Here is a 19,629-nt window from a genome sequence, read left to right as displayed (position 1 = left end):
GGCGGCGCTCCCGCACTAGGGTCGACCCGTGAGCAGCGCAGCCCCCACGGCCCCCGACGCCGCCCCCGATCAGGCAGTCCGTTCCGACGTCCCGACCCCGGTCGCGGGCCGGTGGCTCCGGCTACGGGCCACCGCCGCCCGGCACCGGGGCGACCTGCTCGTCGGGCTGCTGTTCACGGCCCTGGCGGGCTGGGTCACCCACGGGCTCTGGCCCGACCCGTCCGGCCGGGTGCTGGCGCTCAACCCCGAGGACCAGGCACTGTACGAGTGGTTCCTGGCCGTCGACTCGCGCGCCCTGCTCGGTGACTTCGGCCTGCTCACCGACCGGCTCAACGCCCCGGACGGGGTGAACCTGATGGCCAACACCTCGGTCATCGCGCTCGGCGTGGCCTTCGCCCCGGTCACCCTGCTGTTCGGCGCTCCGGTCACCTTCGCCCTGCTCGCCGGGCTCAACCTCGCCGGCACCGCCCTCGCCTGGCACCTGCTCTTCACCCGCATCCTTGGGGCCCGCCGGCTCGCCGCCGCGCTCGGGGCCGGGCTGTGCGGCTTCGGGCCGGGCATCGTCTCGCAGACCAACAGCCACCTGCACATGACCGCCCAGTGGCTCGTACCGGTGATCGTCTGGCTGGTGGTCCGGCTGCTGCGCGCGGCCGACCCGCTGGGCGGGCCGGACCGGCGCGGGATGCTCACCTCGGCCGTCGGCCTCGCCGCCGTGATCAGCGTCCAGGTCTTCGTCGGCGAGGAGGTGCTCTTCCTCTGCGCGCTGACACTGCTGGTGATGGCCGTCGCGTACGCCCTAGCCGACCGGGCGCTGCCGCGTCGGGCACTGCCCGGCTTCGCCGGGGGGATGCTGATCGCCGCCGGGCTGGCCCTGCTCCTGCTGGGATACCCGCTGTGGTTCCAGTTCGCCGGCCCGCAGGGCGTCGCCGACGGCATGTTCAGCCCGCACTACTTCTCGGCCGACCTGGCCAGCTGGTGGACGGTCTCCCCGCTGTCGGTGGCCGGCAGCGACGAGGCGGCCCGGCTCACCACCGGCCCGGCCGAATACAACACCTTCCTCGGCTGGCCCCTGCTCGTGGTCACCCTCGGCTGCGCGGTGTGGCTGGGCCGCCGCCCGCTGGTGCTCGCCTGCGCGGCCGGGGCACTGGTCATGGGTGCCCTGTCACTCGGCCCGGACGTGGTCGTCGCCGGCGACCGGACCAGCGTCCCCGGCCCGTACGCCCTGCTCGGGGGCCTGCCCGTGGTGGACGGGGCCCTGCCGATGCGGTTCGCCCTGGCGGTGCTGCCGCTGGCCGCCACGCTGCTGGTGCTGGCCGTGGACCGGGCACTGCGCGGCATCGGGCGGGCCCGCCGGCTGGTCCCGGCGGCGGTCGGGCTCGCGCTGCTGCCGATCCTGCCGGCGCCGCTGCCCACCGTCGAGCGGCCGGCGCTGCCGGAGTTCATCTCGGCCGGCCACTGGCGGGAGTGCGTCCGCCCCGGCGGGGTGCTGGTGCCGGTGCCGCTGCCCACGCCGAAGGAGCCGTGGCCGATGCGCTGGGCCACGGCCGCCGACGCCGCGTTCGGCATGCCCGAGGGCTTCTTCATCGCCCCGTACGGCAAGGGCGGCACGGCTGCCATGGGCACCTGGAAACGTCCCACCTCGTACCTGCTCAGCGAGGTGGCGAGGCGGGGCGGCCGGCCGGCGATCGGCGACAGCGAGCGGCGGCAGGCGGCCCGGGACGCCGAGCGCTGGGGCGCGTCCTGCTTCGCGCTGGCCGACGGCACCCGCCACGCCGACGACCTGCGCGCCACCCTGGACCAGCTCTACGGCCCGGCCGAGCGGGTCGCCGACGCCTGGATCTGGCGGGTCTGAGCGCGGCTCCGCCTGGCCGGTGCACGCGGCAACCCTTCCTTACAACTACCAGGGTTGGGAGGCCTCGGCGAACTCCTCGCGCGGGTCGTGCAGCTGGCCGAGCGCGACCACCTCGCGCTTGAGGAAGAACGCCAGCGTCCAGTCCACCACGACCCGGACCTTGCGGTTGAACGACGGGATCCGGGACATGTGGTACGTCCGGTGCATGAACCACGCCGGCCAGCCGGTCATCTTGATGCCGTAGACCTGGGCGACGCCCTTGTACAGGCCGAGGCTGGCGACGCTGCCCGCGTGCTTGTGCTTGTAGTCGACCGGCTGCCGGCCGCGGATCACGTGGGCGATGTTGTCGGCCATCTGGGCGGCCTGGCGCACCGCGTGCTGGGCGCTCGGCGAGCAGAAGTTGCCCGGCTCCTTGGTCAGGTCCGGCACCGCCGCGCAGTCACCGGCGCTCCACGCGCCCTCGACCACCCGGTCGCCGTCGACGACCTGGAGGGTCGGCAGGCAGGTGACCCGGCGGCGCTCGTCGCGCGGGAAGTCGGTGGCGTCCAGCATCGGCGACGGCTTGACGCCGGCCGTCCAGACGATCGTGTCGGAGCGGAAGCTGTCCCCGTCGGAGAGCTGCACCACCCCGTCGACGCAGGACTCCAGGCGGGTGTCCAGCCGGATGTCCATGTTCCGCTTGAGCAGCTGCTGCACCGTGTACGCGCCCATGTCCCGGTCGACCTCGGGCAGCACCCGCTGGGTCGCCTCGACCAGCACCCAGCGCATGTCCTCCGGCTCGAGCTCCGGGTAGTAGCGCAGCGCGTCGCGGGCCATGTCCTCCATCTCGGCGAGCGCTTCGATGCCCGCGTACCCGCCGCCGACGAAGGTGAACGTCAGGGCGCTGCGGCGCACCTCCGCGTCCTGCGTGGCCGCCGCCACGTCGAGCCGGTCCAGCACGTGGTTGCGCAGGTAGATGGCCTCGCCGATGGTCTTGAACCCGATGCCGTGCTCGTGCAGGCCGGGGATCGGCAGCGTGCGGGAGACCGAGCCGGGGGCCACCACGACGTGGTCGTAGGGGATCTCCCGGGTCGGGCCGCTGATCGGCTGCACGGTGGCCACCTTGCGGTCGTGCTCGATCCGGGTGACCGTGCCGGCCACCACCTTGCACCGCCGCAACTCCCGCCGCAGCGGCACCACGGAGTGCCGGGGGGAGATGTTGCCGGCCGCCGCCTCCGGAAGGAACGGCTGGTACGTCATGTGCGGCTGCGGGTCGACGACGACGACCTCCGCCTCACGCGAGGAGAGCTTCTTCGACAGGCGAAGGGCGGCGTAGAGACCGACGTGCCCGGCACCGACGACAAGGATCCGCTTCGGATTCACGCCTACCATCTTTCCCCGGCCGGCTCCGCTAACCCCTTTCGAGACCCCCCTTTGTGACGGAGCACAACACCTGTGACCTGCACAACGTGAGTCCGCGTTCCGTCATCTGCGCCGCAGCAGCCACCCCAGCAACGCGCTCACCGCCACCGCCACCAGCAGCCCGGCGACCGTCACGCCGAGGTGGCCCCGATCGGGCCCGGCAGCGGCGACCTGGACGAGGAGCACCCCCAGCACCGCCGAACCGAGCAGCACCCCGCCGGCCCGGGTGAGCCAGCGCACGACCAGCTCCGGGTCCACCACCGCGTCGTACGGCAGCAGCGCCGCCAGCGCGGCCAGCGAGTGGGAAAGGTAGAGGGCCGCCGCCACGGCGAGCAGCCGCCACAGCGCGACCGGACGGCCGTATCCCTCGGTGGCCAGCAGCCAGCCGCCAACCGCGACGAGGGCGGCGAACGTCGGCCAGATCCGGCGCGGCCCGATCGCCGGCAGCAGCGCCACGAGCGCGAGAGCGGCCAGCGGGCGGCCGGTGAGGACCTGCACCGGGTACGCCAGCAGCAGCCCCGCCAGCGTCGCGCCGAAGATCCCGGCGCGCACCAGCAGCGGTGCCGCGCTGACCCGGTTGACCGCTGAGCGCGCCGCCCGGGCGCCTTCGGTCACCGCCTCGACCGGGTTCACCGGCCGCCCACCCTCGGGGCGGTGGCGAGCCGAGCCACGTCGCGCAGGACCTGGTCGAGGCTGCCCGCGCCCGCCCAGCGGACCACCGGCACGCCGTGCTCGCGGAGCTGGCCGATCATGGTGTCCCGATCCAGCCGCCACAGCCGGAAGGCCACCTCGGACCAGCCCTGCCGGCCCGGCGGCGGCAGGTCGGCCGGGAGGGTGTCCACCGCCACCACGAACCGCCCGGACCGGGCCATCCGGGCCAGCATCTGGGCGGACCGCTCGTCCAGCAGCGGGGTGAGCACCACCACCAGCGCGTCCGAGGAGAGTATCTGCGGGCCGAAGACCTGGTCGTACGGCTCGTGCGGCGACGCCTCGGCGCGCACGTCGAGCAGCCACTCCAGGAGCGTGAGGTATTGCCGGCGGCCGGTGGCGGGGCGCAGCCGGCGGGCCGCCGGCCCGTACTCCAGCAACGCCACCCGGTCGCCCCGGTGCAGGTAGTGCTCGCCGATCGCGGCGGCGGCCCGGACGGTGGTGTCCAGCACCGACGCGGCCCCGCCGACGCCACCGGAGCGGCCGGCCTCGGCGAGCACGTCGAGCAGGACGACCACCTCGGCGTCCCGGTCCGACAGGGTGGCGGCCACGTGCAGCTGCCGGGCCCGCAGCGACACCCGCCAGTCGACGCGGCGCAGCCGGTCGCCGGGGCCGAAGACCCGCACCCCGGCCAGTTCGCCGCCCTCGCCCGGCCGGCGGGAGTGGTGCGCGCCGACCAGGCCCGCGGCGCGGGGCATCGCCTCCACCGCCTCGAACGGCTCCGTCTTCGGGTACACCCGGAACCGGACCGGCTCGGTGATCGCCGCCCGGGAGACCAGCAGGCCCCCGGCGGCGGCGACCCGCGCGCCGGCCGGGCCGATGGGGTGCCGGCCCCAGCGCCGAACCTTTCCGGCCAGCTCCAGGTCGACGGCCGTGCCCGTGTCGACGACGGTCACGAAGGGCCGGTCCACGCCGCTGCGGGACAGGTCCACCCGGGCCCCGCCGACGCCGGCCCGCTCCACCAGCAGCCACGGCGAGACGCGGGTGCGCACCACCGCCACGTCGTAGCCGACCGTGTCCGGGTTTCCGACGCTGACGGTGCCGGTGAACTCGCCACCCTCGACGAGGTGCCCCTCGTCGGCGGTGATCCACAGCTGCGGGCCCGCCGTGGGCCGGCGGCGCAGCGCGTACGCGGTGCCGAGCGCGAACGGCACGGCCAGCACGACCAGGTCGACCCGGCCGAGCAGCACCCCGGCGATCAGCAGCAGGCCCGCCAGCAGCACCGCCCGGCCCAGCGCCCGGGTGGGCGCCCAGCCCGCCGCCTGCGGCCCCTCGGGGGTGGGCACGGCCGTCAGCGCCCCGGTCGGCCGGCGGCGTAGCTCGGGAGCGCGCCGCTGGCCGGGGCCGGGGTCTGGTCGAGCACCTCACCGACCACGAAGGACGGGTCGACGCGGCGCAGCCACATCTCCGGGCGCAGCGTGATCCGGTGCGCCAGGGCCGGCGCGGCCACCTCCTTGACGTCCTCGGGCACCACGTAGTCCCGGCCCGCGAAGACCGCCCGGGCGCGGGCCAGCAGCAGCAGCGCCAGCGAGCCGCGCGGCGACGCCCCGACCAGCACCGACGGGTGCTCCCGGGTGGCCGCGGTGAGCGCCACGATGTAACGGCCGATGGAATCCTCCACCACCACGTCCTCCAGAGCGACCTGCATGGCCCGCAGGGTGGCGGCGTCGACGACCGGGGCGATGTCGGCCTCCTCGCGGCGGCGACCCATCCGCCGGCGCAGCACCTCCCACTCCTCCTCCCGCTCCGGGTAGCCGAACGACACCCGCAGCAGGAACCGGTCGAGCTGCGCCTCCGGCAGCGGGTACGTCCCCTCGTACTCGATCGGGTTGGCGGTGGCCAGCACGTGGAACGGCTCGTCCAGCCGGTACGTCACGCCCTCCACCGAGACCTGTTTCTCCTGCATCGCCTCCAGCAGCGCCGACTGGGTCTTCGGCGGCGTCCGGTTGATCTCGTCGGCGAGCAGCAGGTTGGTGAAGACCGGGCCGGCACGGAAGGAGAAGTCGCCGGTGCGCTGGTCGTAGAGGAAGGAGCCGGTTACGTCGGCGGGGAGCAGGTCGGGGGTGAACTGGAGACGGCGGAAGTCCAGCCCGAGGGCCTGGGCGAAGGAGCGGGCGGTCAGCGTCTTGCCCAGCCCGGGCAGGTCCTCCAGCAGCACGTGGCCGCCGGCCAGGATGCCGGCGAGGACCAGCTCCAGGGCGTCCCACTTGCCGACCACGACCGAGCCGACCGCGTCCAGCACCGCCCGGGCCAGGCGGCCGACCTCGGCGGCGGGCACGGTCCGGTCCACGTCCTTCATCAGATCTTCTCCAGTTCGGCGACGATCGCCGCAAGGTCGCGCGGCGACGGGGTGCGGCGGGGCGGGGTGTCGAGGAACGTCGAGAGCCGGTCGCCCAGCAGGGCGCGGGCGCGGGCCGGATCGGCCTCGCGGGTCACGCCGTGCCGCTGGCGCAGCCGCTCGTCGGCCAGCTCGCCGAGGCGGGGCAGGATCCGCTCGGCGAACCGCTGCGGGTTGCCCGACGACCAGTCCAGCGGCCGTTCCCAGCCGTTGATCGTGGCGCGCAGCGCGTCCCGGGCAGCCCAGTGGTAGGTGCCGTCCTCCTCGCCGGCGGCGGTCCGGGCCCCGGACCGGGGCGGGGGCGGGGGCGGTGGGGCGACCGCGGCGGTGACCCGGCGCACGGCGAGCAGGGCGAGGACCCCGGCGACGACCACCCACAGTGAGAGCTGCAACCCGACCGTACGCAGCCCGGCCACCACCACGGCGGTCAGCGCCCCGGCCACCGCGAGGGCCTTCAGCGCGCCGCCGACCCGGCCGCCCCGGGCGGCCCGCTCCTGCGCGGGCTGTTCCTCCGCGGAGCCGAGCAGGTCGTCGATGCTGGTGCTCACGCCGGCCCCCCGCCCGGTGCCGGCGTGTCGATCGCCGCCCCGGCCGGCCCGCCGATCCCGGCCGCGACGGCGGTCAGCTCGCCGCGCAGCCGGCGCAGCGCGGCCCGGGCCTGGTCGCGGGTGCGCTCGCCGACCGGCCGGGTGGCATACCGGGCCTCCCGGTAGACGTGGGCGAACCCGGCCAGCACATCGGCGCTGACGATCGCCGGAACCCCGGCGTCGGGGTCGCCGCGCAGCAGGCGGGTCACCAGGTCGGTGGGGGTGTCGCCGGTGTGCCGGGCCACCCCGGCCGCGTCGGCGGCCTCCTCCAGGCGTACCCAGCAGGCGATCACGGCGGTGCGCGGGTCAACGTCCGCGTCGTCCAGCTCGACCAGGCCGGCGTCGAGCGCGGCCACCACCTCGCGGGCGGTGCCCTCGGCGGTGCGCCTCGCCCGGTCGGCCGGCAGCGCCCGGGTGGTGCGGCGGGCCACCCCCCGCAGCAGCGTCCAGGCCAGGTAGCCGAGGGCCACGGCGACCGTCAGGCCGAGCAGGACCACCGCGACGGTGCCCAGCCACTCGGGAATGTGCGCGCGGGTGGCCTCCCCGGCGTCGCGCGGCTCCACCGGGATCGACGGCGGCGGCTGCGCCGACGGATACTCCGGCACGTACGGGATGTTGTCGGCGGCGGGCGGGATGCGGCTCGCTCCGAGCGACGAGTGGCCGGCGGCCAACGCGGCGGCGGCGAGCAGGGCCGTCACCGCGGCGACCGGCCACCACCTGCGCAGCACGCTGAGGTCCATCGGCACCGCCCCACGCCCGTCAGTCCACTCCGGCCAGTTGCTTCGCCCGGGCGAACACGCCGTCCAGCATCCCCGGTGTCAGCCGCCCGGTGAACGTGTTCTGCTGGCTGACGTGGTAACACCCCAGCAGCGCCGGTGCGGCCGTGCCGGACCAGTGTGCCCCATGGCCGAACGCCGGTCGCGGGCTGGGCGGGCGCACGCCGTACACCTCGCGGAGCACCGGCCACCACGCGGCCCACGCGAACGCGCCCAGCGCGACCACGACGCGCAGGGTCGGCCGGATCAGCGCGGCCTCGCGGTGCAGCCACGGCGCGCAGGTGTCCCGCTCCGCCGGGGTCGGCTTGTTGTCCGGCGGCGCGCAGCGCACGGCGGCGAAGATCCGGGTGTCGCGCAGCGCGAGGCCGTCGTCGGCGGCGACGCTCGTCGGCTGGTTGGCCAGGCCGGCGCGGTGCAGGGCGGCGAAGAGCACGTCGCCGGAGCGGTCGCCGGTGAAGATGCGCCCGGTGCGGTTGCCGCCGTGCGCGGCGGGGGCCAGGCCGAGGATGCCGATCCGGGCGTCGGCGGTGCCGAAGCCGGGCACCGGCCGCCCCCAGTAGGCCTGGTCGCGGAAGGCCGCCCGCCTCGTGCGGGCGACCTCCTCCCGCCAGGCGACGAGGCGCGGGCAGGCGAAACAGTCACTCACCGCGCCGTCGAGGTCGACCAGGTCGGTCGCCCGCGCGGCGCGGGCGACCACCTCGTCGGGGGTACGGGCCTCAGCCAAGCTTCGCCCGGAACAGTTCGAGGGTGCGGGCCCAGGCGCTGGCCGAGGCGCGCTGGTCGAACGCCTCCGGCCGGTCGTCGTTGAAGAACGCGTGCCGGCTGCCCGGGTAGTCGTAGAGGGCGCAGCTCCCGCCGGCCGCCTCGATCGCCGACCGGGCCGTCTGCACGCCCGGCGCGGCCGAGGTGCCGTCCTCCTCGGAGCAGTGGATGATCGCCGACTTGCCCGCGTAGTCGGCCCACTCGGGGCGCATCTTCTCCCACGGCAGCATCGGGTAGAACCCGGCGGTGGCCACGATCCGCTCCGACAGCGTCGCCGACCACAGGGCCAGGCTGCCGCCCGCGCAGAAGCCGACGCAGCCGACCTTGCCCGTCACCTCGGGCCGTGCCGCCAGGTATTCCGCCGCGCCGGCGATGTCCTTCGCCGCCTCGTCCATCTGGAGGCCCATCAGCAGCCGCCGGGCCTCGTCCGGCTCGCCGGTCGACTCGCCGTGGTAGAAGTCCGGGGCGAGCGCCACGAAACCGGCCTCGGCGAAGCGGTCCGCCACCGACCGGATGTGGGGTACGAGACCCCACCACTCCTGGATGACGATGACCGCCGGGTTGGCCGCACCGCCGGAGGGTATCGCGAGATACCCCTCGCTCGTCCCCCCGTTGCTGGCGAAGCTCACCATCTCGCCCATCGGCCCGTCCTCCTCGCGGTCAGTCATCGTTGGCTGGTCGCAGGGTGTTCCTACGTGCCGTGAGCCTGCCACGCCACGACCGCCGCCGGAAGACGCCCGAGCAGTGGCGTTCACCTCCTGTTTCGCTGCCGATGACTCCTGGTACGCCGACTTCTGCCCAGCGGCGGCACGGTGCCGGGCCCGTTCGGGGTTTGGGCCCGGCACGTCGTACCGGCCCGGTCAGGCCGCCTTGCGGGTGAGGCAGAGCAGGTAGCCGGTGCTGCCCGGCTTGATGTTGTAGAAGAAGTAACCCGCCTGCCCGGGCTGGAGGAACGGCTCGCACGCCTCGCCCGTACGCGCCTGCGTTTCGGTCTGGCCGTCGAGGCGACCGACCACCGTGTACACCGCATCGGTCGACGTGCAGGCCACCACCTCCGCGCCGCGGGCGTCCTTGCGCTCGCCCTCGGCCACGTCCGGCAGCTCGGCGAGGCAGTCGCCGGCCTTCGCCTTCGCGGTCGCGTCCTCGTCTAGGGCGGCGGCCACGGCACCGCCGAGGCCGAACTTCAGCGCCGCCACCACCCCGACGGCGAGCAGGGCGGCGACCACGCCGACCACCTTGCGGGTGACGGACCGCCTCGGCTCCGCCTGCGCCGCCTCAACCTGTTCGCCCTCGGGCTGCCCCTTCTCGGGCTGGCCGGCCTCCCCGTCGGCGGGCGGGTCGACGGGGCGTGACGCGTCCTCGGGCGGCGCGGCGGGATGCGGGGCGGCGACCGGCTCTGACACGGGGGTTCCTTCCGAGGGGTGAACGAGCAGACGACAACCTAGCGACCAAGATCGAGGAACGTGGTCCCGCCCGGCTCGTCCGTTCAGCCATTTGTAAGGAAGGGCACCTTGTTAACGCTTTTTGTAGAGCAGGGGCCCCTTCTTAACAGCCCGGTCGCCGCGAGGCACGCAGCCGACGCAGCGCCCCGCACCCACGCGCACGCATGGATCTTGGACGCTTGACGTCAGCCGGGAACGGAAAGTGTCCAAGGTTCGGAGCTGCCTCCGCCTCATCCGTGCCGGCAGGTCCCCGGCTGGGCACCTGCCGGCACGTGGTCAGCGGGTGGGCGTCGAGGTGGGCGTGCCGGTCGGCAGCGGCCCGAGCGTGGCCGCGCCGGGCGGCGCCGGGGCCCGCTCGGACGTCGACTCGTCAGTCGGCGTCGGGGCGGGCGGCTCCGTCGTCCCGCCGTCGGTCGGCGTCGAGGCGGTCGGCGCGGGCAGCGCACCGCCGGACGGCGTCGGGGCGGTCGGGACAGGCGGCGCGCCGTCGGTCGGCGTCGGGGTGGTCAGCGGCGGGTCGGCGGGCGGCGCTGCGGAGGCCGGGCGCGCCCCGACCGGTCCGGCCTGGAACGGCGCGTTCTCCGGGCAGTACGGGTAGACCGGCAGGGGCCGCCCCTGTTCGGGCAGCACCGCGCGCTCGCACTCCGGGTAGCCGATCCGGATCGGGTTGCCGTTCTGGTCGAACAGCCGCGCGTTCTCGACGAGGTGACCCTCGCTGTCGTAGACGAAGACGTCGCTGACGTACGGCGACTCCACCGAGGTGGACTCGTAGCCGGACTCGTTCCAGCCCAGCCGGTCGTCCGCGTCCACGAACGCGACGAACGCGAAGACGGCCAGGATCGCCGTGCCGGCCCGCAGCGCGATCCGGGGCCAGCGGGTCAGCGCCGGGGTGCGCCTGCCCAGCCACACCGAGCCGACCACGCAGACGCCGAGCAGCAACAGCGCCGCGAGCGTGCTCCCGCCCAGCCTGGGCAGCAGCCCGAACGGCGCGCCCGTCGTGACGACGGTGATCAGCATGGCGGCCAGGTAGCCGCGCAGCACCCACCAGGCTGGGCGGAGCAGGCGCAGGTACTCGCTCGCCGAGGCGTACCCGAGGATCGGGCCGACCCGGACGTCGGCCGCGCGCAGCCGGGCGCGGACCTGGGCCACGGCGGCGGCGGCCCGCTGGTCCAGGTTGCGGGCGGCGGCCGGACCCCCCGCGCCGGCCGCCGCGCGCAGTTCCATGGCGTACGCCTCGGGCGCGCCCAGCCGATCGACGAGCGAGCCGTCGCCGTCGGCGGCGACCTCGGCGAGGTGCTCCGGCAGGTCCTCGGTCAACTCGTCGCGGACCTGGGGCGGCAGGTCCGCCAGGGCGGCCCGGACCCGGGTGACGTAGTCCGCGATCTCCTGCTCCATGACGGTCATGCCGCCACCCCCCGATCGTCGAGCAGAGTGTCCATGGTGGTGGCGAACGAGCGCCAGAGCTTGCCGGAACGGGTCAGCTGGTCCCGGCCGGCGGCGTTGAGCGAGTAGTACTTGCGGTGCGGGCCGGACTCGCTCGGCACGACGTACGTGGTCAGCAGGCCGGCGGCGAAGAGTCGCCGCAGCGTGCCGTAGACGGAGGCGTCGCCGACCTCGTCCAGGCCGGCCTCGCGGAGGCGGCGCAGGATGTCGTAGCCGTAGCCGTCCTCCTCCCGGAGCACGGCGAGGACCGCGAGATCCAGTACGCCTTTCAGGAGCTGCGTGGTATCCACGCATCGCACACTACTGCGCAATGCGAAGTACCGTCAAACGACGCGCCGGACGTCGGCAACCCCGAAAACCGGCCAGCTAGGTTTACCAATTGCATACTCGCCGCTCCAGAGATCTATCTGAAGGAACGCGCCGAGGAGGAGGGCCGCCAGTCATGAGCAGCAACTACGTGCGATGGAAGGACATCCGCGCTGCCCACGTCGAACGGGCCGGCGGCGAACAGGCGGTCGAGGCCGGCAAACAGGAGCTGCTCGCCAGCGTGGTTGGGCACCGCCTAGCCGAGGTGCGGCGGGCCCGCAACCTCACCCAGCAGCAGGTTGCCGACCGCATGGGCGTCACCAAGGGCCGCGTCTCCCAGATCGAACAAGGTAAGATCTCCGGCCAAGACGTTGTCGCGCGCTACGCCGCCGCCCTCGGCGGAAGGCTGCACCAGGCGATCTACTTCGACGACGGCGACATCGCCGCCATCGCGTAGCCCTTGCTCCGCCCCGCGTCACGGTCGGCCGCCGCCAACACACATGCCCAGTTCGGCAACAGCAAAAGAAGGCGTCAGCTGGGCTCAGTCAGACGTAGAGCTTGCGCAACTCGCGGGCGATGTCCGGAACCTCCGTCATCGCCCCGCTAGCGACCGCCATGACCAGCGACTCGGCCTGGTCGACGTCGACGTCCCGCACCGGCACGTCGTTGAGCGCGAGGAAGACCCGGGCGGCGGCCCAGGCGAGGCGCTTGTTGCCGTCGATGAGCGCATGGTTCATGCAGACCGAGTGCAGCAGTGCGGCAGCCTTGCTCCACAGCTCGGGATATGCCTCCTGACCGAACGCCACGGTGGCCGGCCGGACGACCGCCGAGGAGAGCAGACCCGGGTCACGGACCTGCGGCACGTCGCCGAGCACGACCGAGACGATCTCCATCAGGTCGTCGACGTCGAGATAGACGATCACTCAGCGAGCCGGCGGAGCAGCTCGGCGTCGCGATCGGCGACCTCCCGGGCGAGGTCCCGGACGCGGGCACGGCGGCTGTGTGCCGCGACATACTCCTCGACCGCCACCACGATCGTGGCGTTCATCGAGCGGTGCTCCTGGTCGGCGAGCTGCTTGAGTCGCTCGTGCAGTGCGTCCGGCAGATTGACCGTAGTGATCATATGACAATCATACCGGCCGCGGCCAGCACGAATGCGTCAGCTCGGCGCAGTACCGTCAGACGACGCCCCGAGCCTCGGCCGTCCAGGCCAGGAAGCGCTCGAACAACTCCTGCGGAGTCGGGGCCAGGTTCGGGTTGAGCCGGACCAGGTCGCCGGTCGCCTCGAACAACTGCCCCGCCAGGTAGACCGACAGCCCGACCCGGTCGCGGCGGTACTCCATGAGCAGCAGCAGCCGGGCCGGTTGGCAGGGCCAGGGCGCGGCACACACCCGGCACAGCCAGAGCGGACGCATCGCCGTGTGCGGCCGGACGGCTCGCCCCTGACGGTCGTGCACGGGCGAACGATTCGGAGTCGACATACCCCCATACTGACGCCGCCTATTGCTGCTGTCAACGAACTGCGCAGTTGTCGCTGAGCGAGGACTGCGGCGCTGCCATCGTCAACCCATGGAGTTGGTGGGCGTGTCGGAGATCCGGGAGATGCTCGGCAACGTGTCGCGGCAGCGGGCCAGCGTGATCGCCAACCAGCGGAACTTCCCCGAGCCGGTCGCGGTCCTGGCGATGGGCAAGGTGTGGTTGAAGGCCGACGTGCAGGCGTGGATCAAGCAGCACCGGCCCGATCTCGCGTCGGACTGAACGACCCCTAGGGCGGCGACGGACGCCCACGCACAAGATCACGCTCGAAACGGATCGAGTGGCATCCGGGCGCACGCGAGACCACTTGATCCCGGATCGAGCACGATCTTGAGCGGCTGACCGGACGCCGCCGCGACGCCGAGCCTTTTCTTACCTGTCGATTACGCGTCGTGGCCCGGCCGATCGGGAGATCCGGACGGGCCGTACCCCCGGGCGGACGGCACTTCACAGCGAAGTGTCCGGCACGACGGAGGAACCCGATGGCGGGCAGTGGAAAGCGGAGAAGAGTCCGAGGCAGCCGGGTGGTGGCGGTGGTGGCGGCCGTCGGGGCGGTCGGTGCCCTCACGGTCACGTTCGTCTCCGGCGGCGGCCGAGGCAGCGCCTCGGCCGAGGCGAACCTCAACGACTTCGTCCCCATCGAGCGGGTCGCCGCCAACGTGCCGACACCGCAGTTGGGCCCGAACGCGTCCAAGGGCGTCTTCACCGTGGACTGCGGAACCAACCGCAACGGCAAGTTCAGCCCGGACAATCCCGTCGCCCAGCCCGGGATCCGCAACGGGGCGGAGCACCTGCACGACTTCGTCGGCAACCTGGCGATCGACGCCAACACCCCCGACGAGGTGCTGGCCAAGGCCGGGACCACCTGCCGGAACGGAGACCGCTCGTCGTACTTCTGGCCGGTCGTCCGGATCGACAAGTCGGTGCGGGCCGGCGTGGACGCCCAGGCACTGGGCTCGGTGCAGCCGACGATCTCCTGCCCCCGGGTCGCCGACCGGCTGCCGGCGGTGCCCGCGTCCGCCCGCGACAGCGTACGGCGTGACCTGGCCGCCCTCGACCGGCAGCTCTCCGCGGCCAACGCCCGGATGGTCGCCAGCCGGGGACGGATCGACCAGCGGCTCAACGAGTCCGTGATCAGCGCCCTGCGCGCCGAGCGGGCCGAGACGATCAAGCGGATCTCCCGGACGATGAGCAGCGCCGGTAGCCGCCCCCGCAGCATGGTGTCGCTGGTGGACTGCGAGGTCAGCTACGACGGCCTGCACGCCACGCACAGCGCGGCACCGGCGACGGCCAGCGGCGCCAGTCCGGGCGTGCGGTGCCCGAGCGTCCGCGACAAACTGCCCGGGGTGCCGGCGTCGGCCCTCGACGAGGTCAACCGCAACCTCGACCTGCTCGACCAGCAGATCGCGGAGGCGAACGAGCGGCTGGTCACCACCAAGGGCGAGGGCGGCCCGAACTTCGCCCTCAACGCGATCGTGGGACCGTTGCAGTCCAAGCGCGTCGCCACCCTCGACCGGATCGCCATCGCGATCGGTCGCACCGCGCCACGGCCGCAGGGGCTCGAGGCGCTCGCCTCCTGCACGCTCGACGAGCGCCCGGTGGGCGGCCAGCCCGACGGCAACGGGAACAACAACGGCGAGAACGGCAACGGGAACAACGGCGGCGGCAACGGGAACGGCAACAACAACAACGGCGGGAACAAGCCGCTGCCGGAGCCGCAGGGGCCGAACCTGGAACTGCCGAACAACACCGGCCGGATCGTGCAACCGTCCAAGGTGCTGATCGAGTACCGGGGCAACCCGGGCGCGAAGGTGGCGGCGATGCCGAGGTTCCTGCGGGCGCTGACCGGTGACGCCAAGCCCACCAGCCGTGGCCCGGCCAACGCCCGCGCCACCTGGACCTGCTCGGGCTTCGCCGATCGGCTGTCCGACCGGTACCCGATCTGCCCGGACGGCAGTCAGGTCATGCGGGTGCAGGACTTCCCGGGCTGCTGGGACGGCCGGAACACCGACAGCGAGAACCACCGGGCCCACCTGGCCTTCGCCGACCCGACGACCGGCGCCTGCCCGCAGGGCTTCGTGGCGATCCCGCAGCTGCGGATCAGCATCTCCTACGACATCCCGCGCGCCGTGCAGCTTCGGGGCCAGTATGCGCTGGACTCGTTCCCGGAGGAGAACCACAACCCGTTCTCGGACCACAACGACTTCGTCAACGTCAACTCCGAGAAGCAGATGCGCAAGATCACGGCCTGCCTCAACGAGGGGCGCCGGTGCTCGTGACCGGATGATCCGCCCGAGCGGGCCGGGCTGACGCCCGGCCCGTTAGCGGATGCTCCAGGCGATGCCGTCGAGGATGTCGTGCTCGCTCGCGACCACCGCCGACATGCCGGCCCGCTCCATGATCGTGCGCAGCACCAGGGCGCCCGCGCCGATCACGTCGGCCCGGCCCGGGTGCATGACCGGGATCGCCAGCCGCTGCTCGCGGGTCTTCGCCAGCAGGTCGGCGGTCACCCTCGCCACCGCGTCGTACGACACCCGGGCGTGGTGGATGCGCTCCGGCTCGTACTCCGTGAGGCCCTCGGCGATGGCCACGACGGTGGTGACCGACCCGGCGAGCCCGACCAGCGTGGCGGCCTGCCGGCCCGGCACGGCCTCCAGCGCGCGGTCCACCGCGACAGTGATGTCGGCCTGCGCAGCGGCGATCTGGTCCAGGCCGGGCGGGTCGCCGAGCAGGTGCCGCTCGGTCATCCGGACGCAGCCGATGTCCATCGAGATCGCGGCCTGCACGCCACCGGCCCGGGTGCCGACCACGAACTCGGTGGACCCGCCGCCGATGTCGATGACCAGGTACGGCTCCAGGGCGTCGGCGGGCAGGCCGCGCACCGCCCCGGTGAAGGAGAGCCGGGCCTCCTCGTCGCCGGTGACCACCTCGGGCGCGACGCCGAGGGTGCGTTCCACCATCGCCCGGAAGTCGCCGGCGTTGGAGGCGTCCCGCGACGCCGACGTGGCGCACATCCGCACCCGGTCCGCGCCCAGCTTCTCGATCTCGGCCGCGTACGCGCCCAGTGCCACCCGGGTCCGCTCGATCGCCTCGGGGGCGAGCCGACCTGTGCGGTCGACGCCCTGGCCGAGGCGGACGATCTCCATCCGGCGGCTCAGGTCGACCAGCGGCGCGTCCGGCCCGGCGGCCGGGTCGGGCAGGTCGGCGACCAGCAGTCGGATCGAGTTCGTCCCGCAGTCGATGGCGGCCACACGCGTCGTCACGGCAGCAACCCTACGGCAGCCGCCCCCGCCCGACGTGGTCAGGACGCCGTCACAGGCGCAGCAGCATCCGGGTGTTGCCGAGGGTGTTGGGCTTGACCCGTTCCAGGTCCAGGAACTCGGCGACGCCCTCGTCGTACGAGCGCAGGAGCTGCTCGTACACCGGCTGCGGCACCGGGGCGCCGTCGATCTCGCGGAAGCCGAACGAGCCGAAGAACCGGGTCTCGAAGGTCAGCACGAAGATGCGGGCCACCCCGATCTCCCGGGCCGCGTCGATCAGCTCACCGACGAGGCGGTGCCCGATCCGCCGCCCCCGGCACGCCGGGTCGACGGCCACCGTGCGGATCTCGGCCAGGTCCTCCCACATGACGTGCAACGCGCCGCAGCCGACGACGGTGTCGGCGTCGGCCGCGACCCGGAACTCCTGCACGTCCTCGTACAGGGTGACGGTGGCCTTGCTGAGCAGCCGCCGGTCGTCGGTGTAGGTGTCCACGAGCCGCCGGATGCCGCGCACGTCGGAGGTGCGGGCACGGCGTACCACGATCTGGTCGGCGGTCATCTCACTGCGCCGCCTGGACGTCCACGCACGGCCCGGCCGCCCACCACTGCTCGACCAACGCGAGGGTCTCGTCGCCGAACGGGTTGACCCCGGGGCCCGCGCCGAGCGCGTGGCCGAGGTGCACGTGCAGGCACTTCACCCGGCCGGGCATGCCGCCGGCCGAGACGCCCGCGATCTCCGGCACGTGCCCGATCGTCTCCCGGCGGGCCAGGTAGTCCTCGTGCGCCGCCCGGTAGCGGGCCGCCAGCTCCGGGTCGGCGGCCAGCCGCTCGGCCATCTCCTTCATCAGCCCGGCCGACTCCAGCCGGCTGCACGCGGCCGTCGCCCGGGGGCAGGTCAGGTAGAACAGCGTCGGGAAGGGCGTGCCGTCGGCCAGGCGCGGGGTCGTCTCCACCACGTCGGGCAGGCCGCAGGGGCAGCGGTGGGCCACCGCCCGGGTGCCGCGCGGGGTGCGCCCGAGCTGGGCGGCCACCGCGGCCAGGTCGGCCTCGGTGGCCGGTTCCCGCTTCGGCGATGGTGAGGAGTCCGCCGCCGGCTCAGGCGGGGGTACGACAGTCACGGTGCCCATCTTTCGTCGGTGCGCTGAAACCTGCGTGCTGAGGGTGGCGCGCTCACTGCCCGGGGCGGTCGGCGTTCGCGGCCCGCACGCTCGACCACAGGGTGTCGTACCAGGGATCGGGGGTCTGCGGCCGGGCGGGTGCCTTCCCGCCGCCCGCGTCCCGGGCCGCACCCGCCGGGTCGTTGAGCACGATCACCGGGACCTCGCCCGGGTAGACCATGTAGAACCGCTCCCGGGCCTGGATGCGGATGTATTCGTCGTCACGCCACTTGGCCGCCTCGGCGGCGCGCTCGGCGATGAGCTGCCGCTGGGCGGCCTGGGCCGCCTCCATCCGCTCGATGTCCGCCTGCTGGTCCAGGTAGACCCGGACCGGATAGGTGTACGCGAGGGCGAGCGCGATCAGCACCGCGAACAAAACGGTGGCCCGGCCGGTGAAGCGTCGGGGGTGGGGTGCGGAGAGCCGCTTGACCGTGCCACCGGCGGCGGTACGCCGGGCGGCGGCGGGACGGTTCGCGGAGCGTACCGGCTCGGTGGCGCGTGCCGAGCCGGGTGACCGGCCGGCGGCGCGCGCCTCCGCGCGGACGCCGTCGCGGACCGACGCCCGGGCGCGGGCCCCGCCCGGCCGGCCGGACTGACCCGGCCGGCGGACGGGACGCTGACCACCCGGTGTGCGGCGCTGCTGCATCGTCACACCCCTCCCCCGAGGCCTACTGGGTGTCTCAGGCCGAACGGTAACGCGGGAACGCGCCCGCCCCGGCGTACCGCGCCGCGTCGGCCAGCTCCTCCTCGATGCGCAGGAGCTGGTTGTACTTGGCCACCCGGTCCGAACGGGCCGGGGCGCCGGTCTTGATCTGGCCGCAGCCGGTGGCCACCGCCAGGTCGGCGATGGTGGTGTCCTCCGTCTCGCCGGAGCGGTGGCTCATCATGCACTTGAAGCCGGCCCGGTGGGCCAGCTCGACCGCGTCGAGGGTCTCGGTCAGCGAGCCGATCTGGTTGACCTTCACCAGCACGGCGTTGGCGGCCTTCTCGGCGATGCCCCGGGCGATGCGCTGCGGGTTGGTGACGAACAGGTCGTCGCCGACGATCTGGACCCGGTCGCCGAGCGCCGCGGTCAGGGTGGCCCAGCCGTTCCAGTCGTCCTCGGCCAGCGGGTCCTCGATGGAGACGATCGGGTAGTCGCCCGCGAGCTTGGTGTAGTAGTTGCTCATCTCCTCGGCGGACTTCGCCGCGCCCTCGAACGTGTAGGTGCCGTTGTCGAAGAACTCGGTGGCGGCCACGTCGAGGGCGAAGACGATGTCGGTGCCGAGCCGGTAGCCGGCCTTGTCGACCGCCTCGGCGATCAGGTCCAGCGCGGCGGCGTTGGTGGGCAGGTTGGGGGCGAAGCCACCCTCGTCACCGAGGCCGGTGGAGAGGCCCTTCTTCTTCAGCACCGACTTGAGCGCGTGGTAGACCTCCGCGCCGGAGCGCAGCGCGTCGCGGAAGGTGGGCGCGCCGATCGGCGCGATCATGAACTCCTGGACGTCGACATTGGAGTCGGCGTGCGCCCCACCGTTGAGGATGTTCATCATCGGCACCGGGAGCAGGTGCGCGTTCGGGCCGCCCAGGTAGCGGAACAGGCTCAGCTCGGCGCTGCCGGCGGCGGCCTTGGCCACGGCCAGGGACACGCCGAGGATGGCGTTCGCGCCCAGCTCGCCCTTGTTGTCCGAGCCGTCGATGTCGATCATCTTCTGGTCGATCAGCCGCTGCTCGCTGGCCTCGTAGCCGATGAGCTGGTCGACGATCTTGTCCTCGATGTTGGCGACGGCCTTCTCGACACCCTTGCCCAGGTAGCGGTCCTTGTCACCGTCGCGCAGCTCGACCGCCTCGAAGGCGCCGGTGGAGGCGCCGGACGGCACCGCGGCGCGGGCGATCGTGCCGTCGTCGAGCCCGACCTCGACCTCGACCGTGGGGTTGCCCCGCGAGTCGAGAATCTCCCGGGCGACGATTCCCTCGATGGTTGCCACTGAGTCGCTCCTCGTTTGTGTGGTTCCGGTCCGGTATGGGCCGCGACGGTGCGGCTGAGGCAGGTGTTGAACGCAGCGTATCGGGCGACGGCGCGGC

23 protein-coding genes are annotated in these 19,629 nt (G+C 73.5%); 4 read left to right on the top strand and 19 right to left on the bottom strand.

What is annotated here, in order from left to right:
• Positions 1 to 28 precede the first annotated feature (28 nt).
• Positions 29 to 1,852 (top strand): hypothetical protein, encoded by a 1,824-nt coding sequence (locus ACFT41_RS05070; RefSeq protein ID WP_377582548.1) that lies wholly within the window; start codon positions 29 to 31, stop codon positions 1,850 to 1,852.
• 45 nt (positions 1,853 to 1,897) lie between these two features.
• Here ACFT41_RS05070 and ACFT41_RS05065 read toward each other — a convergent pair whose 3' ends face one another.
• From ACFT41_RS05065 to ACFT41_RS05015, 11 genes are all read right to left on the bottom strand, one after another.
• Positions 1,898 to 3,214, bottom strand: coding sequence for an NAD(P)/FAD-dependent oxidoreductase (locus ACFT41_RS05065; protein WP_377582546.1), 1,317 nt, complete (start codon positions 3,212 to 3,214; stop codon positions 1,898 to 1,900).
• 102 nt (positions 3,215 to 3,316) lie between these two features.
• Positions 3,317 to 3,886 (bottom strand): hypothetical protein, encoded by a 570-nt coding sequence (locus tag ACFT41_RS05060; protein ID WP_377582544.1) that lies wholly within the window; start codon positions 3,884 to 3,886, stop codon positions 3,317 to 3,319.
• Entirely contained in the window at positions 3,883 to 5,256 is a 1,374-nt protein-coding gene (locus ACFT41_RS05055; protein ID WP_377582579.1) for a DUF58 domain-containing protein, read from the bottom strand. Before ACFT41_RS05055 ends, ACFT41_RS05060 begins: the two co-directional genes overlap by 4 nt.
• Positions 5,253 to 6,260, bottom strand: coding sequence for an AAA family ATPase (locus ACFT41_RS05050; RefSeq protein WP_377582541.1), 1,008 nt, complete (start codon positions 6,258 to 6,260; stop codon positions 5,253 to 5,255). The genes ACFT41_RS05055 and ACFT41_RS05050 overlap by 4 nt, the downstream gene beginning before the upstream one ends.
• Positions 6,260 to 6,847, bottom strand: coding sequence for a hypothetical protein (locus ACFT41_RS05045; protein WP_377582538.1), 588 nt, complete (start codon positions 6,845 to 6,847; stop codon positions 6,260 to 6,262). The genes ACFT41_RS05050 and ACFT41_RS05045 overlap by 1 nt, the downstream gene beginning before the upstream one ends.
• On the bottom strand, positions 6,844 to 7,626 hold the full coding sequence (locus ACFT41_RS05040; RefSeq protein WP_377582535.1) for a DUF4129 domain-containing protein: 783 nt from the start codon (positions 7,624 to 7,626) through the stop codon (positions 6,844 to 6,846). The genes ACFT41_RS05045 and ACFT41_RS05040 overlap by 4 nt, the downstream gene beginning before the upstream one ends.
• A gap of 19 nt (positions 7,627 to 7,645) precedes the next feature.
• Positions 7,646 to 8,359: a uracil-DNA glycosylase gene (locus ACFT41_RS05035; protein WP_377582576.1), complete on the bottom strand. Its 714-nt coding sequence runs from the start codon at positions 8,357 to 8,359 to the stop codon at positions 7,646 to 7,648.
• 19 nt (positions 8,360 to 8,378) lie between these two features.
• Positions 8,379 to 9,065: a dienelactone hydrolase family protein gene (locus ACFT41_RS05030; RefSeq protein WP_377582573.1), complete on the bottom strand. Its 687-nt coding sequence runs from the start codon at positions 9,063 to 9,065 to the stop codon at positions 8,379 to 8,381.
• A 219-nt stretch (positions 9,066 to 9,284) separates the two neighbouring features.
• Positions 9,285 to 9,827: a hypothetical protein gene (locus ACFT41_RS05025; RefSeq protein ID WP_377582532.1), complete on the bottom strand. Its 543-nt coding sequence runs from the start codon at positions 9,825 to 9,827 to the stop codon at positions 9,285 to 9,287.
• Positions 9,828 to 10,142: 315 nt separating this feature from the next.
• Positions 10,143 to 11,270, bottom strand: coding sequence for an HAAS signaling domain-containing protein (locus tag ACFT41_RS05020; protein WP_377582529.1), 1,128 nt, complete (start codon positions 11,268 to 11,270; stop codon positions 10,143 to 10,145).
• Positions 11,267 to 11,599 carry a PadR family transcriptional regulator gene (locus tag ACFT41_RS05015; RefSeq protein ID WP_377582526.1) on the bottom strand — a complete coding sequence of 111 codons (333 nt, stop codon included), beginning with the start codon at positions 11,597 to 11,599 and terminating at the stop codon, positions 11,267 to 11,269. The genes ACFT41_RS05020 and ACFT41_RS05015 overlap by 4 nt, the downstream gene beginning before the upstream one ends.
• A 152-nt stretch (positions 11,600 to 11,751) precedes the next feature.
• Here ACFT41_RS05015 and ACFT41_RS05010 point away from each other — a divergent pair, with 152 nt between their 5' ends.
• Entirely contained in the window at positions 11,752 to 12,072 is a 321-nt protein-coding gene (locus ACFT41_RS05010; protein WP_377582523.1) for a helix-turn-helix domain-containing protein, read from the top strand.
• 88 nt (positions 12,073 to 12,160) lie between these two features.
• On the opposite strand, the gene ACFT41_RS05005 is transcribed toward ACFT41_RS05010, so the two are convergent.
• The 3 genes from ACFT41_RS05005 to ACFT41_RS04995 are packed head-to-tail and all read right to left on the bottom strand — an operon-like array spanning position 12,161 to position 13,072.
• Positions 12,161 to 12,538 carry a type II toxin-antitoxin system death-on-curing family toxin gene (locus tag ACFT41_RS05005; protein WP_377582520.1) on the bottom strand — a complete coding sequence of 126 codons (378 nt, stop codon included), beginning with the start codon at positions 12,536 to 12,538 and terminating at the stop codon, positions 12,161 to 12,163.
• Positions 12,535 to 12,738, bottom strand: coding sequence for an Arc family DNA-binding protein (locus ACFT41_RS05000; RefSeq protein ID WP_377582517.1), 204 nt, complete (start codon positions 12,736 to 12,738; stop codon positions 12,535 to 12,537). Before ACFT41_RS05000 ends, ACFT41_RS05005 begins: the two co-directional genes overlap by 4 nt.
• A gap of 55 nt (positions 12,739 to 12,793) precedes the next feature.
• A complete protein-coding gene (locus tag ACFT41_RS04995; RefSeq protein WP_377582514.1) occupies positions 12,794 to 13,072 on the bottom strand; it encodes a hypothetical protein in 279 nt (92 codons plus the stop codon).
• A gap of 112 nt (positions 13,073 to 13,184) precedes the next feature.
• Between ACFT41_RS04995 and ACFT41_RS04990 the strand changes: the two genes are divergently transcribed.
• Positions 13,185 to 13,373 (top strand): hypothetical protein, encoded by a 189-nt coding sequence (locus tag ACFT41_RS04990; RefSeq protein WP_377582511.1) that lies wholly within the window; start codon positions 13,185 to 13,187, stop codon positions 13,371 to 13,373.
• A gap of 260 nt (positions 13,374 to 13,633) precedes the next feature.
• Positions 13,634 to 15,430: a DUF1996 domain-containing protein gene (locus ACFT41_RS04985; protein ID WP_377582508.1), complete on the top strand. Its 1,797-nt coding sequence runs from the start codon at positions 13,634 to 13,636 to the stop codon at positions 15,428 to 15,430.
• A gap of 42 nt (positions 15,431 to 15,472) precedes the next feature.
• Here the strand turns inward: ACFT41_RS04985 and ACFT41_RS04980 are convergent, their stop codons facing one another.
• The 5 genes from ACFT41_RS04980 to eno form a co-directional block, all read right to left on the bottom strand.
• Positions 15,473 to 16,402, bottom strand: a complete 930-nt coding sequence (locus tag ACFT41_RS04980; RefSeq protein ID WP_377582570.1) for an exopolyphosphatase — start codon at positions 16,400 to 16,402, stop codon at positions 15,473 to 15,475.
• A gap of 61 nt (positions 16,403 to 16,463) precedes the next feature.
• A complete protein-coding gene (locus ACFT41_RS04975; protein ID WP_377582505.1) occupies positions 16,464 to 16,970 on the bottom strand; it encodes an amino-acid N-acetyltransferase in 507 nt (168 codons plus the stop codon).
• 1 nt (position 16,971) lies between these two features.
• A complete protein-coding gene (locus ACFT41_RS04970; protein ID WP_377582502.1) occupies positions 16,972 to 17,529 on the bottom strand; it encodes a DUF501 domain-containing protein in 558 nt (185 codons plus the stop codon).
• Positions 17,530 to 17,581: 52 nt separating this feature from the next.
• Positions 17,582 to 18,214 carry a septum formation initiator family protein gene (locus ACFT41_RS04965; RefSeq protein ID WP_377582567.1) on the bottom strand — a complete coding sequence of 211 codons (633 nt, stop codon included), beginning with the start codon at positions 18,212 to 18,214 and terminating at the stop codon, positions 17,582 to 17,584.
• A gap of 34 nt (positions 18,215 to 18,248) precedes the next feature.
• Positions 18,249 to 19,532, bottom strand: a complete 1,284-nt coding sequence (gene eno, locus ACFT41_RS04960; protein WP_377582499.1) for a phosphopyruvate hydratase — start codon at positions 19,530 to 19,532, stop codon at positions 18,249 to 18,251.
• Positions 19,533 to 19,629: the final 97 nt, after the last annotated feature.

This window comes from Micromonospora sp. NPDC057141 (assembly GCF_042670805.1).
GTDB lineage: Bacteria > Actinomycetota > Actinomycetes > Mycobacteriales > Micromonosporaceae > Micromonospora.
This window is presented reverse-complemented; position numbering and strand designations above follow the sequence as displayed.

What these genes read in the sequence shown, in the direction of transcription:
- ACFT41_RS05050 (WP_377582541.1), bottom strand. Translation starts at nt 6,260, where the DNA reads ATGAAGGACGTGGACCGGACCGTGCCCGCCGCCGAGGTCGGCCGCCTG.
- ACFT41_RS05040 (WP_377582535.1), bottom strand. Translation starts at nt 7,626, where the DNA reads ATGGACCTCAGCGTGCTGCGCAGGTGGTGGCCGGTCGCCGCGGTGACG.
- ACFT41_RS05030 (WP_377582573.1), bottom strand. Translation starts at nt 9,065, where the DNA reads ATGGGCGAGATGGTGAGCTTCGCCAGCAACGGGGGGACGAGCGAGGGG.
- ACFT41_RS05020 (WP_377582529.1), bottom strand. Translation starts at nt 11,270, where the DNA reads ATGACCGTCATGGAGCAGGAGATCGCGGACTACGTCACCCGGGTCCGG.
- ACFT41_RS05010 (WP_377582523.1), top strand. Translation starts at nt 11,752, where the DNA reads ATGAGCAGCAACTACGTGCGATGGAAGGACATCCGCGCTGCCCACGTC.
- ACFT41_RS05000 (WP_377582517.1), bottom strand. Translation starts at nt 12,738, where the DNA reads ATGATCACTACGGTCAATCTGCCGGACGCACTGCACGAGCGACTCAAG.
- ACFT41_RS04990 (WP_377582511.1), top strand. Translation starts at nt 13,185, where the DNA reads ATGGAGTTGGTGGGCGTGTCGGAGATCCGGGAGATGCTCGGCAACGTG.
- ACFT41_RS04985 (WP_377582508.1), top strand. Translation starts at nt 13,634, where the DNA reads ATGGCGGGCAGTGGAAAGCGGAGAAGAGTCCGAGGCAGCCGGGTGGTG.
- ACFT41_RS04975 (WP_377582505.1), bottom strand. Translation starts at nt 16,970, where the DNA reads ATGACCGCCGACCAGATCGTGGTACGCCGTGCCCGCACCTCCGACGTG.
- ACFT41_RS04965 (WP_377582567.1), bottom strand. Translation starts at nt 18,214, where the DNA reads ATGCAGCAGCGCCGCACACCGGGTGGTCAGCGTCCCGTCCGCCGGCCG.